Source organism: Streptomyces sp. NPDC020780 (assembly GCF_044334475.1).
Classification (GTDB): Bacteria; Actinomycetota; Actinomycetes; order Streptomycetales; family Streptomycetaceae; genus Streptomyces.
The window spans coordinates 16,311-26,581 of sequence record NZ_JBIRTB010000025.1 but is presented as its reverse complement, the minus strand read 5'-3'; the positions used below and the strand labels follow the sequence as shown (position 1 = coordinate 26,581).

General features: G+C 70.2%; 21 protein-coding genes. All 21 read left to right on the top strand.

The window, feature by feature from the left end:
* Window positions 1–119 precede the first annotated feature (119 nt).
* The 21 genes from ACH4VO_RS31170 (at window position 120) to ACH4VO_RS31070 (ending at window position 10,261) form a co-directional block, all read left to right on the top strand.
* Window positions 120–386, top strand: a complete 267-nt coding sequence (locus ACH4VO_RS31170) for a hypothetical protein (RefSeq protein WP_360989679.1) — start codon at window positions 120–122, stop codon at window positions 384–386.
* The gene (locus tag ACH4VO_RS31165; RefSeq protein WP_360989676.1) at window positions 383–682 is read left to right on the top strand and encodes a hypothetical protein; all 300 of its coding nucleotides are present in this window, start codon (window positions 383–385) and stop codon (window positions 680–682) included. The genes ACH4VO_RS31170 and ACH4VO_RS31165 overlap by 4 nt, the downstream gene beginning before the upstream one ends.
* Window positions 682–903, top strand: coding sequence for a hypothetical protein (locus ACH4VO_RS31160; RefSeq protein WP_360989673.1), 222 nt, complete (start codon window positions 682–684; stop codon window positions 901–903). Before ACH4VO_RS31165 ends, ACH4VO_RS31160 begins: the two co-directional genes overlap by 1 nt.
* Window positions 900–1,799 carry a hypothetical protein gene (locus ACH4VO_RS31155; protein WP_360989671.1) on the top strand — a complete coding sequence of 300 codons (900 nt, stop codon included), beginning with the start codon at window positions 900–902 and terminating at the stop codon, window positions 1,797–1,799. Before ACH4VO_RS31160 ends, ACH4VO_RS31155 begins: the two co-directional genes overlap by 4 nt.
* On the top strand, window positions 1,796–1,945 hold the full coding sequence (locus tag ACH4VO_RS31150) for a hypothetical protein (RefSeq protein ID WP_360989668.1): 150 nt from the start codon (window positions 1,796–1,798) through the stop codon (window positions 1,943–1,945). The genes ACH4VO_RS31155 and ACH4VO_RS31150 overlap by 4 nt, the downstream gene beginning before the upstream one ends.
* Before the next feature lie 8 nt (window positions 1,946–1,953).
* The gene (locus ACH4VO_RS31145; protein ID WP_360989665.1) at window positions 1,954–2,517 is read left to right on the top strand and encodes a hypothetical protein; all 564 of its coding nucleotides are present in this window, start codon (window positions 1,954–1,956) and stop codon (window positions 2,515–2,517) included.
* Complete coding sequence (locus ACH4VO_RS31140) at window positions 2,514–3,023, top strand: hypothetical protein (RefSeq protein WP_360989662.1); 510 nt, start codon at window positions 2,514–2,516, stop codon at window positions 3,021–3,023. Before ACH4VO_RS31145 ends, ACH4VO_RS31140 begins: the two co-directional genes overlap by 4 nt.
* On the top strand, window positions 3,023–3,730 hold the full coding sequence (locus ACH4VO_RS31135) for a hypothetical protein (RefSeq protein ID WP_360989659.1): 708 nt from the start codon (window positions 3,023–3,025) through the stop codon (window positions 3,728–3,730). The genes ACH4VO_RS31140 and ACH4VO_RS31135 overlap by 1 nt, the downstream gene beginning before the upstream one ends.
* 77 nt (window positions 3,731–3,807) lie before the next feature.
* On the top strand, window positions 3,808–3,945 hold the full coding sequence (locus ACH4VO_RS31130) for a hypothetical protein (protein WP_360989657.1): 138 nt from the start codon (window positions 3,808–3,810) through the stop codon (window positions 3,943–3,945).
* A 1-nt stretch (window position 3,946) separates the two neighbouring features.
* Window positions 3,947–4,099 carry a hypothetical protein gene (locus ACH4VO_RS31125; RefSeq protein WP_360989655.1) on the top strand — a complete coding sequence of 51 codons (153 nt, stop codon included), beginning with the start codon at window positions 3,947–3,949 and terminating at the stop codon, window positions 4,097–4,099.
* 196 nt (window positions 4,100–4,295) lie between these two features.
* The gene (locus tag ACH4VO_RS31120) at window positions 4,296–4,436 is read left to right on the top strand and encodes a hypothetical protein (RefSeq protein WP_360989652.1); all 141 of its coding nucleotides are present in this window, start codon (window positions 4,296–4,298) and stop codon (window positions 4,434–4,436) included.
* Between the two features lie 141 nt (window positions 4,437–4,577).
* Window positions 4,578–4,769 carry a hypothetical protein gene (locus tag ACH4VO_RS31115; RefSeq protein WP_360989650.1) on the top strand — a complete coding sequence of 64 codons (192 nt, stop codon included), beginning with the start codon at window positions 4,578–4,580 and terminating at the stop codon, window positions 4,767–4,769.
* Window positions 4,770–4,894: 125 nt separating this feature from the next.
* Window positions 4,895–5,179: a hypothetical protein gene (locus ACH4VO_RS31110; protein ID WP_360989647.1), complete on the top strand. Its 285-nt coding sequence runs from the start codon at window positions 4,895–4,897 to the stop codon at window positions 5,177–5,179.
* A 15-nt stretch (window positions 5,180–5,194) separates the two neighbouring features.
* Window positions 5,195–5,467 (top strand): HNH endonuclease, encoded by a 273-nt coding sequence (locus ACH4VO_RS31105; RefSeq protein ID WP_360989644.1) that lies wholly within the window; start codon window positions 5,195–5,197, stop codon window positions 5,465–5,467.
* Window positions 5,461–5,670, top strand: a complete 210-nt coding sequence (locus ACH4VO_RS31100) for a hypothetical protein (RefSeq protein WP_360989641.1) — start codon at window positions 5,461–5,463, stop codon at window positions 5,668–5,670. The genes ACH4VO_RS31105 and ACH4VO_RS31100 overlap by 7 nt, the downstream gene beginning before the upstream one ends.
* A 4-nt stretch (window positions 5,671–5,674) precedes the next feature.
* Complete coding sequence (locus ACH4VO_RS31095; RefSeq protein WP_360989639.1) at window positions 5,675–6,115, top strand: AAA family ATPase; 441 nt, start codon at window positions 5,675–5,677, stop codon at window positions 6,113–6,115.
* Between the two features lie 201 nt (window positions 6,116–6,316).
* Window positions 6,317–6,574 (top strand): hypothetical protein, encoded by a 258-nt coding sequence (locus ACH4VO_RS31090; protein WP_360989635.1) that lies wholly within the window; start codon window positions 6,317–6,319, stop codon window positions 6,572–6,574.
* Window positions 6,534–8,048 carry a terminase gene (locus ACH4VO_RS31085; RefSeq protein WP_360989633.1) on the top strand — a complete coding sequence of 505 codons (1,515 nt, stop codon included), beginning with the start codon at window positions 6,534–6,536 and terminating at the stop codon, window positions 8,046–8,048. The genes ACH4VO_RS31090 and ACH4VO_RS31085 overlap by 41 nt, the downstream gene beginning before the upstream one ends.
* Window positions 8,042–8,203, top strand: coding sequence for a hypothetical protein (locus ACH4VO_RS31080; protein WP_360989630.1), 162 nt, complete (start codon window positions 8,042–8,044; stop codon window positions 8,201–8,203). Before ACH4VO_RS31085 ends, ACH4VO_RS31080 begins: the two co-directional genes overlap by 7 nt.
* Entirely contained in the window at window positions 8,200–9,531 is a 1,332-nt protein-coding gene (locus ACH4VO_RS31075; RefSeq protein ID WP_360989628.1) for a phage portal protein, read from the top strand. The genes ACH4VO_RS31080 and ACH4VO_RS31075 overlap by 4 nt, the downstream gene beginning before the upstream one ends.
* Window positions 9,515–10,261 carry an HK97 family phage prohead protease gene (locus tag ACH4VO_RS31070; protein WP_360989625.1) on the top strand — a complete coding sequence of 249 codons (747 nt, stop codon included), beginning with the start codon at window positions 9,515–9,517 and terminating at the stop codon, window positions 10,259–10,261. Before ACH4VO_RS31075 ends, ACH4VO_RS31070 begins: the two co-directional genes overlap by 17 nt.
* Window positions 10,262–10,271: the final 10 nt, after the last annotated feature.

Below are 10,271 nucleotides of genomic sequence, written 5' to 3'. Positions count from 1 at the left end.
GGGGCCCCGTACAGTCTGGGGAAGTAGCCCAGCTACGAACGCACAACGGCCCCGGCCGGCGCTCACAACGCCATATGGCCGGGGCCAGCCATCCACCTGAGTGACCAGGAGTGATGACCGTGGACCACAGTATCGACCCGCCCGAGCTGGCTGAAGCCCCCGCCACGATGGACATCGCCGCGCGACTTCAGGAACTGCTGAAGGAGATCCGGGACATGCGCCAGGCGCACGACGAGTGCCAGCGGCGCTCGTACGAGATCCAGAGCGCCGAATACGCCGCGCCCCTGCACGAAGCCACGGCCAACTCCGACGCTGAGGAAGCTCTCCGCCGCGTCCAGGGCCGCCCCGCCCCCACCACGAAGCCCCGGTCGGCGGTGGCCGCATGAGCATCAACGCCTTCGACACCGAACTCCAGCACTTCCTCGCCGAGCCGTCCCGCGCCCAGCAGATCCTCACCGCCGTGGCCTCCGCCCTGCAGTCCGAGGACCCGCTGCAGCCGCTCACCCTCGACGCGCTCGACGCCTACGTCTACGGGGCGTCTCTCGTCCTGACCGACGGCCTGCCCGACGTCGTCGCCGACGAGGTCAAGCGGACCGCCGCCCGCGCCCTGCCGAGCATCCACAACGGCGAGACCCCCGACGCCTACGCCCTCCGCATCCTCGCCGCCGCCAGGGGGATCTGATGAGCGACACCACCTCGCACACCCCGCTGTACGACCCGGCGACGGACAGCCTCACCTACGCCCCGCCCGTCGACGCCGCCCTCCGGCACGCCCGCGCGGTCCTCGAGGACAAGGCCACCGCGAACATCCACGACCACGACGAGATGATCCGCGCCGCCGTCGGCCTGGAGATGCGCCTCCGCCAGCTCGTCGCCGCCCTCGACAAGGAGGCCGGCCGATGAAGAAGCGCCCCCGCGTCTTCTACGGCGCCGCCGCCCTGGCCGGCCTCTCCCTCATCTGGTCCGGGTACGCCATCACCGACCTCATGGAGTCCGGACCGTTCGGCCTGTCCGTCGCCGTCGCCGGTGACATCGGCTGGCTCACCGTCCTCTGGGCCGAGTACAAGCGCATCGGCCCCCGCTGGGCCGCACCCCTCGCCGGGTGGGCCATCGCCCTCGGCGTCGCCCTCCTCCTCGTCCTCCACGGCGTCCGAGCCGACAGCGTCGCCCAGGCCATCGCCGGGCCGTTCGTCGTCCTCGTCGGCAAGGTCGTCTGGTCGTTCGCCCTCGCAGCGCTCCGCGACCCGGCCGCCCTCACCCCCGAGCAGGAAGCCGAGATCCACTCGGTGATCCGGGACAGCGAGCACGCCGCCCGCCTCGCCCAGGCCCGCCGCGATCAGGAGCAGCGCCGCGCCGACGCGACGATCGAGCGGATCCAGCAGCAGGCCCGGATCACCCTCGCCCGCGACCGCGCGGATTTCGAGATCACCCTCGAACGGCTGGAGATGCGCGCCGAGATCGAGCGCCAATCCCCCTTCGCTCTCACCATGGGCGAGCATCCGATCACCCCGATCGCGAACACCGAACAGCCCCGCGAGCAGATCGCGAACACAGCGAGCACACCCCCGATCGCCCCGAACACGCCGCCCGCCGAACACACGCCGACCAGCGCGAACACGATGATCGAGCAGCCGAGCATCGCCGATCTCGCCCGCGAGCAGACCGCGATCACCACGAACAACACCGACGCCGTCAAAGCGATCTGCGCCCGCCGACCCGACGCTGATCGGCAGTCAGTCGCCGCCGCTGTTCGCCGTGCTCGCCGCAACGCCGACGGCATGAAGGGCGGCTACGGATGACTGCCCTCGGCTGGCTCTTCCCGGTCGCCGCCCTCGGAGCCGGGGCCATCCTCGCCGCGCTCATCGCCCACGAGACGCCCCGCCTCCTCGGCACCCTCGCCCTCGTACTCACCCTCGCCGCACTCGCCGCGGCCATCCCTCACTGAGGACCGTCGTGACCGACCGCCCGATCACACCGACCCGGATCATCCCGGCCGGCGCACCCCTCCCGAACCGGGGCCCACTCCCGGGGGAGATCCCGCCCTGGCGCGAAGCACCCACCACGCCGCCGCCCCCGCCTCCGACGCGTCCGACCGCAGTCGCGACGCCCGCACCGGCACCGCTCCCCGCCCCACAGGTCCACGTCCACGTCGTCATCCCCTACGAGGAACCCCCGGAGCCCACCCGCCGGGAGCGCCTGTGGGCGTGGCTGCGCACCATCGGCCGCCCCTGGCAGGTGTGCGGCGCCCTCGCCCTCGCCCTGGTCCCGATCCCCGGCGTCGGCTACAGCATCGCCACCATCTGGGCCTACACCGTCGGCGAGGCCCGCACCGAGTGGGGCCAGGGCACCGGCTACGCCCTCGCGTGCACCCCGCTCGCCATCGCCGTCATCCGCATCACCCGCGGCGGCGGCACCCTGCGCCGCCTCCTGCTCCTCGCCGTCAGCCTCGTCGGCCTGGCCGGCGCCATCGACCTGTACGACCCCGTCACCTGGATCACCGGAGTACACCCCTCATGACCACCACACAGACCGGCGCCACCCTCGCCGCATGCGCCATCGCCGTCGCCATCATGGCCGTCTACCTGCGGAAATGGTGGGTCGGCGGGCGCACCCTGAAAGACCTCTTCCCCATGATCCAGGGCTTCGTCACCGGAGCGCTCGCCACCGTCTGCGTCGGCGGTCTCGCCGGATGGCTCGCCGGATGCACCCGGCAAACCGCAGGCGGCGCCGGCGGGAAAGTCGTCACCGGCGTCACCGGCACCGAGTCAGGCTCCCCCCTGGCCGGTGCCTCCATGGGGCAGCTCACCCCTGAAGGGGGAGTGGTCGTGTTCCTCCTGGCCGTCATCCTCGTCGTCTCCTACAAGGCAGCCAGCAAGGACGACAAGGGCCGCCTGCTCGGCTTCCTCGCCGCCGGAATGATCCTCTGCGCCACCGCGGGCGTAGCAGGAGCGCTCGACGGGCTCCCCGGGCTCGTGAACGGGCTGGGACTGTCCGGCCGGAACATCCTGGAAGGGCGCGCCTGATGGGCACCAAAACCCCCAGCAAGGGCCAGCGCGCGGCCCGCACCCTCACCCACGGACAGCGCATCCTCCTTCGCCGCCTGGCCGCCCACGCCGCCGACTGGATCCGTGCCGGCCGCCGCGACGACCTCGACGGCCTGGCCGCAATCCTCGGCTGCTTCCTGCGCCTGGCCGTGCTCGGCGCCGGCGCATACGGGGTGTGGCTCCTCGTCCGCCGGTGGCCCGCCGTCCTGTGGGTCGTCGTCCCGGTGTGGTGCTGGGCCGCGATCCGCTCCATCCCCCACCCGGTCGCCAAGGAGGACGGGAGCAGAGTCGACGCCGAGGAGAACGAGGGGGGCGAGGCGCCCCTGCCCCTGGGCCCGGACGCCACGCGGCCCTCCCCCCGGGACGTCTGCGAGGCCGTGTGGAGGGTCGGCACACCGCACGCCCACCTCGCCGTCCTCGCCGACGAGCTGGGCACCACAACGGACCTCCTCCGCGAGGTGCTCACCGCCCAGGGCATCCCGGTGGAGCCGGTGCGCATGCAGGGCCGCGGCTCATCGACCGGGGTGAAGGGCCACCACTTCCCCGCCCCTGCCACCCCTTCTGAGGGTGTTGTTGCCGCAGGTCAGCCCGCCAACAACAACACCAACAACGTCACCGTGACCCGGCACGCGAGCGGGGCACAGATCACAGTCACCCCGGCCGGTCAGACCACCGAAGCCGCCTGACAGCTGCCCGATCCGCCCGTCACGCACGGGCGGTGAGGGGAGCCGGACAGCCCGGACCACCCACCGAGAGGAACACAGTGAGCGACTACGACGAGATGACCAACGCCGACGTGATGAGCGCCGACGAGCTCCACGAGTACGACCAGCACGACGAGGCCGTCCTCGACGCGCAGGACGAAGAGCGCTGGGCCGCCGAAGCCGATCAGGAGGGCTGACGTGAACTTCATCCGCTACCGGGTGACCGACGAGGACGGCACGTTCCTCGACGAGTTCGCCACCAACGCACCGGACTTTGCGAAGGAGCGCATCGACCGCATCAGGAAGTACCGGCCGAACCTCACCGTCACCGAGACCGACGACAACCACTGACCCCGTGGCCGGCCGACTCACTGCCAGGCGACCGGCCGGCCCCGGGCCCATCCCCTCTCAGAGACAGGACCCGCATCATGGCACTGGAGAAGAGCATCAGCATCGGCGACCTCGTCCGCCGCAACGAGCAGACGAAGCAGAAGCGCGCCGCCGAGAAGGCCAACAACGGCAACCCGAAGAAGGGATGATGAGCAGCATGAGCGACCACCCGAACGCCTGCGGAGAGAACAGCTGCTACTGCTACGGCCTCGGCCCCGACCACGCCGACTGTGCGTGCGGTTGCGACTGCCCCCGCTGCTGGGACTGCCTGCAGAAGACCGACAACTGCGAATGCTGACCCCCGCTGTCAGTCCCGGCCCGTAGCCTGACTGCACGAGCACCACCCATCTGGATCGCGTCATGGCTGCCGCGCTACCCGGACCGAGCCCCGCCCCCAAAGCCCCCCGGGAGCGGGGCTCACCCACGTCACAATGGGCACATGCCGATCGTCGACATCTACGCCGCTGCCGTCCGTACCGGCACCCGCCCGGCCACCCTCCGCATCTGGGTCCACCGCGGCCACCTCACCCACCACGGCTACGACACCGAGGGCCGCGTCCTCATCGACCTCGACGCCGCCGTGCAGCTGGTCGAACAGAAGGCCAGCACCCCGCGCACCAACGCAGCTTGACCAGCGCTCTAACCGCCTGTAACACTGACCCCAGGTTCGGCGTGCCCAGATCCGCCAACGAACCTCCACCCTTCCACCACATGTGGCAGCGTGACCCCCCTCACCACTCAGCCCCAGGGGGGACCATGCGCACCCGCACCACCGCTGCACTCATCGCCGCCGGCCTGCTCGCCGCGCTCACCGCATGCAGCTCCTACAGCGTCAAGGACTGCCAGCGCGCCATCACCAGCGAGTCGACCGAGACCAACCGGCCCGAAGAGTGCGAGGACTTCAGCCAGAAGGACTACGACGACATGCTGCTGAACCACGCCGTGAAGGAAGCGTTCAAGGGCATGGACAAGGACGACCAGGACCTCCTCGACTACCACGACGACGGCAGCATCAACGGCAGCATCATCGGCGACCAGTAGCAGGAGGTGGCGCCCGTGGCCGGCAACCCCCGCAACGGGCGCCCCTACCGCCGTCTCGTCGCCTCGCTGAAAGCCGCGGGCCTGCCCTGCTGGCTCTGCGGCCACAACATCGACGGGCGCCTCACCGAGAAGCACCCGCTGTCGTTCACCCTCGACCACGTCGTGCCCCTGTCCAAGGGCGGCGACCTCCTCGACCCGGCCAACGCCAGGCCCGCACACAGACGGTGCAACAGCGCCCGCGGCAACCGCACCACGATCCCGCAGCGCCGAGCCTCACGGAGATGGTGACCATGACCAAGCTGATGGACGCCACAGCACTGCGTCGACTTGCTGACGCGCTTGACCGCCTAACTGAGTCCACCGCCCAGCACGGCATCACCTACTGTGCCTACGGCCAGCACCACATCGAGATCGAGGGCATGACCCTCGCAGTCGACAGCATCCACGAGGGCGACACCGTGACCTACGGCGTCAACCTCAGCACGTCCTAACGCCGTGCTCTACGTGATCACCGGCCCGCCCGGCGCAGGGAAGTCCTCGTACATCCGGGCCCACGCCAAGGCGTCAGACATCGTCATCGACCTCGACCTCATGGCCCTTGCCATGGCCGGACCCGGAGCAGACCACCACGACCACCACCCGGCACTACTCCGGGTAGTCCACCGGGCCCGGCAGGCAGCGATCCACGAGGCAGAGCGTCACCTCGATCAGGTCGACGTCTATCTCATCCACACGATGCCGCAGGCGAAGGCTCGCGCGCACTACAAGCGACTCGGCGCGAAGGTCGTCACCGTCGACCCGGGCGAAGCCATCGTCCGCCAGAGGGTCCGCGACATGCGACAACCCGCCATGGAAGCCGTCGTCACCCGCTGGTACCGCGACCGACGCAAGGGCGGATCACGGGCAGTGACACGGCAGGCATCACGCACCTGGTGATCACCGATCGCGACCGGCCGAACCACGCCGACCGGGAGAGCTGGATCAAAACTTCAGCGCACTACCGGGCGACCCAAACGCCCTTGTCGCCCTGTTTTTTGCGCGGCCATTTTTGAAGCCACTAATGACCCGGAATCGGAAACCGAGGAATTAGCGGCCTCACTCTGTGTGACGTGACACTGTGTGACGGGGGGGGCGATCATGATCGCTGATGCCATCGCCGCGGAGCTTGACAAACTCGGCGTGACCAGCATCGCGCCGGGGCGGGTGGCCGTTGCGCTGAAGCTCGCGCGCGCCCTCGATGAACTCAGCGCCGGTGACGCTCCGACATCACAGGCCGTCGTCGCGGACAAGCTCGACACGATCATGGCCAAACTGCGCGCCATCGCGCCGCCCGCGACGGAGGGGGACGTCCTCGATGACCTCGCTGATCGACGGGCCCAGCGCCGTGGCGCCTGAGCGCACCTTCGGCGTACAGCGTCCCCGCCTCTTCACCGCCCCCTCGTACACGTCCACGGCGGGCCAGGAGGCCGTAGAGCTGGCCGCGCACGCGGGCCTGGTGCTCGATGACTGGCAGGCGTTCGCCCTTCACGTGGGTCTCGGGGAGCGCCCTGACGGTTCGTGGTCGGCGTTCGAGGTCGCAGTGAACGTCCCGCGGCAGAACGGGAAGGGCGGGATCATCGAGGCCCGCGAGCTGGCCGGCCTGTTCCTCCTCGGTGAGCGGCTGATCCTTCACTCGGCCCACGAGTTCAAGACGTCGATCGAGGCGTTCCGGCGCATCGTCGCGCTGGTCACGAACAGTGACAGCCTGCGGAAACGCGTGAAGGCGATCCGCCGGACCACGGGCGAGGAGGCCATCGAGCTGCTGACCGGGCAGCGCCTGCGTTTCCTGGCCCGCTCCGGCGGCTCCGGCCGCGGTTTCACCGGCAACTGCAACATCCTCGACGAGGACATGATCCTGGGTGACGACGCGATGGGGGCGCTGATGCCGACCATGGCGGCCGTGAAGGACCCGCAAGTCTGGTACTTCGGCAGCGCCGGCATCGGCTCTCCGTCGCAGCAGCTGGCCCGCCTGCGCCGTCGGGCGCTCACCGCGGCGGAGAACGGGGAGCCGGACCCGTCGCTGGCGTACATGGAGTGGTCGATCGACCCACACGTGAGGGAGTGCCCGCCGGGGTGCACCGACCACGATGACCCGCTGTCACCTCTGTCTGTGGCCAAGGCGAACCCGGCGCTGGGATACCGGCTGACGCTGGAGCACACGGAGCGGGAGCGGCTGACGATGTCGGACGAGATCTTCGCGCGGGAGCGGCTCGGCGTCGGCGACTACCCGACGGACGGGGAGGACACGTGGCGGGTCATCGACGAGGACGTGTGGCGGGCCTTGGCGGACGGTACGAGCTCGATGGCTGACCCGGTGTCCTTCGCTGTGGACGTGACGCCGGAGCGGTCGCACGCGGCGATCTGCGCGGCCGGACGGTCCGGTGAAGCGGTTCATGTCGAGGTCGTAGACCACCGGCCGGGCACCAGCTGGGTGGTGGAGCGGCTCATTGAACTGGTGGAGCGGCACAGTCCGTGCGCGGTCGTCATCGACCCGGGCGGCCCGGCCGGATCCCTGATCCCCGCGGTGCGCAAGGAGCTGGAACTCCTCGGCCTGCCGGACCTCCTGATCGAACCGAAAACCCGCGAGATCGCTGGGGCGTCCGGCCAGTTCTTCGACGCGGTCGCCTCGCAGGCGATCGTGCACCTCGACGAGCCCCCGTTGGCTACGGCGCTGGCGGGTGCGGACAAGCGCCCTGTGGGCGACGGGTGGGCGTGGGCGCGGCGGGGCGTCTCGGTGGACATCAGTCCGCTGGTGGGCTGCACGCTCGCCGTGTGGGGGCACGCAGAGCGCGCGGACGTGGAGCCGGAAGGGGCGCCGAACCTGTGGTGAACGTGGCGCTGTTCGTGCTGGAGGTCCTCTTCGTCCTCGCCGTCGTGGCGGGCTTGGGCATGTGGTCGGTCCCGGCCGCGCTGATCCTGGCCGGCGCCCTCGGGGTGCTGGCCGTCGAACGTGAGCAAGAACGACGGAAGGGGACGGCATCGTGAGCCTCTTCGGGATGTTCGAGCGCAGGGCCACGGTGGAGTCCCCCACGACGCCGCTGACGGCGTCGTCGCTGTCCGATCTGCTGGGTGGTGGGGCGCCGGTCGAGGCGGGCGTGACGGTCACGGAGACGGGCGCGCTGACGATGCCCGCGGTGTGGCGGGCGGTGTCCGTCGTGGCGAACGTGTCCGCGTCCCTGCCGCTGCACACGTACACGGTGGGCACGAAGGACCGGGCCACGGTCGCCCTGCTGGACGACCCGCACCCGGAGCTGACGCGGTTCGAGCTGTGGCGGCTGGTGTACGTGCACCGGCTGCTGTGGGGCAACGCCTACGTACAGAAGGTGAGGAACGGCGGCGGTCAGGTCGTCCAGCTGTGGCCGATCCGCCCGGACCGGGTGCAGGTCGACAAGGAACAGCCGACCCCGGAGAACCCCAGCGGCAAGGTGTTCTGGGTACAGACCGAGGACGGCGGCCGGGTGCGGCGCACGTCCGCAGAGATCCTGCACCTGCCGGCCCTTGGCTACGACGGGGTGACCGGGTGCTCTCCGATTCGTGCGGCGGCGCAGGGTATTGGGCTGGGCATCGCTGCGGAGCGGGCCGCGGGGCGCCTGTACGGCTCGGGCAACATGATCAGCGGTGTGCTGCAGACCGAGCAGCGACTGACACCGGAGCAGGCCGCGGGGCTGAAGGCCGGGTGGAGGGCGCGGTACGGCGGTGGGCAAGCCGCGCACGACGTGGCCATCCTCGACTCTGGGGCGTCGTTCCATCCGGTGACGATGCCGTACAAGGACTCGCAGTTCCTGGAGTCCCGCATGTTCCAGGTGACCGAGGTGTCCCGCATGTTCGGCGTTCCGCCGTTCCTGCTGATGTCCACGGAGAAGAGCACGTCGTGGGGTACGGGGCTGGAGCAGCAGGCGCAGGGGTTCGTGACGTGGGACCTCGCGCCGACGTGGCTGACGCCGACGGAGCAGCGGGTCACGAAGGAACTGCTGCCGAAGAACGTGTACGCCAAGTACCAGCTCGGCGGGCTGCTGCGTGGAGACAGCGCGGCACGCGCCACGTTCTACCGGGCGATGCGGGACACGGGAGCTTTCAGCGCGAACAACATCCTCAGCCTGGAAGACCTGCCGCCGATCACCGGGCCTGAGGGCGACATGCGGTTGCAGCCGCTGTACATGGCCCCGCTGGGCTACGACCCGAGCGTGAAGGCGCCGGCGGACCTACCACCGACCGCGGACCGGGCGGCGCGCGCCGCCGATCATCTCGCCAAGGCGGCGGCCCTGATGACCGACCCCGGAGACGAAGGAGGCAGCGATGCCGAAGACGACTGAGCGCCGTGACCTGAGTCTGGCCACGGCCGGTCTGCAGGTCCGGGCCGCAGACGGCGGGGCACCCGGGTTCGCCGGGCACGCCGCGGTGTTCAACTCCCGGACCGCGATTGGTAACCCGCTGACCTGGGGGTTTTACGAGGAGATCGCGGCGGGTGCGTTCACGAAGACCATCACCGAAGGCGACGCCCGGATGCTCGTGGACCACGACACCCGCATGGTGGTGTCGCGGGTATCGGCCGGGTCGCTGCGGCTGGCGCAGGACAGCGTCGGCCTCGCGGTCGACGCGGATCTCGACACGGAGCTGTCCTACGTGAGCGACCTCGTGGTGAACCTGCGGAACAAGAACGTAACGGGCATGTCTTTCGGGTTCCGGGTCGTCAAGGACGACTGGGAACCGGTGGAGATAGAGACGGTCGACGGCGACAAGGCCGAGGCCGAGCTGCGGATCATCCGCGAGGTGCAGCTCTTCGAGGTGTCCGCGGTGACGTTCCCTGCCTACGAGGACACCGACGCCGGGCTCCGGTCCGTCGGGGTCGCCCTGGCCGCGCGCGGCAGTGACGCGGCGTTCGACCGCCGGGCGAAGTACCGCCCGGAACTCAACGACTTCCGCCACGAGCCGGGCCGCGCGCCCACTCGGGGTGGTGACGCAACCCAGCCGGGAGAGACCACTGGGGGCCGTCAGGCGATGCGCATGGAGGCGCTCGCCGCCCGCTACCTCCTCGCGCGGTAGCTGCTCTCAC

Excerpts from the sequence above, each read along its gene's own strand:
- ACH4VO_RS31070 (WP_360989625.1), top strand. The coding sequence starts at position 9,515 with ATGCCGAAGACGACTGAGCGCCGTGACCTGAGTCTGGCCACGGCCGGT.
- ACH4VO_RS31085 (WP_360989633.1), top strand. The coding sequence starts at position 6,534 with ATGACCTCGCTGATCGACGGGCCCAGCGCCGTGGCGCCTGAGCGCACC.
- ACH4VO_RS31100 (WP_360989641.1), top strand. The coding sequence starts at position 5,461 with ATGGTGACCATGACCAAGCTGATGGACGCCACAGCACTGCGTCGACTT.
- ACH4VO_RS31115 (WP_360989650.1), top strand. The coding sequence starts at position 4,578 with ATGCCGATCGTCGACATCTACGCCGCTGCCGTCCGTACCGGCACCCGC.
- ACH4VO_RS31140 (WP_360989662.1), top strand. The coding sequence starts at position 2,514 with ATGACCACCACACAGACCGGCGCCACCCTCGCCGCATGCGCCATCGCC.
- ACH4VO_RS31090 (WP_360989635.1), top strand. The coding sequence starts at position 6,317 with ATGATCGCTGATGCCATCGCCGCGGAGCTTGACAAACTCGGCGTGACC.
- ACH4VO_RS31150 (WP_360989668.1), top strand. The coding sequence starts at position 1,796 with ATGACTGCCCTCGGCTGGCTCTTCCCGGTCGCCGCCCTCGGAGCCGGG.
- ACH4VO_RS31160 (WP_360989673.1), top strand. The coding sequence starts at position 682 with ATGAGCGACACCACCTCGCACACCCCGCTGTACGACCCGGCGACGGAC.
- ACH4VO_RS31110 (WP_360989647.1), top strand. The coding sequence starts at position 4,895 with ATGCGCACCCGCACCACCGCTGCACTCATCGCCGCCGGCCTGCTCGCC.
- ACH4VO_RS31165 (WP_360989676.1), top strand. The coding sequence starts at position 383 with ATGAGCATCAACGCCTTCGACACCGAACTCCAGCACTTCCTCGCCGAG.
- ACH4VO_RS31135 (WP_360989659.1), top strand. The coding sequence starts at position 3,023 with ATGGGCACCAAAACCCCCAGCAAGGGCCAGCGCGCGGCCCGCACCCTC.
- ACH4VO_RS31120 (WP_360989652.1), top strand. The coding sequence starts at position 4,296 with ATGAGCGACCACCCGAACGCCTGCGGAGAGAACAGCTGCTACTGCTAC.
- ACH4VO_RS31155 (WP_360989671.1), top strand. The coding sequence starts at position 900 with ATGAAGAAGCGCCCCCGCGTCTTCTACGGCGCCGCCGCCCTGGCCGGC.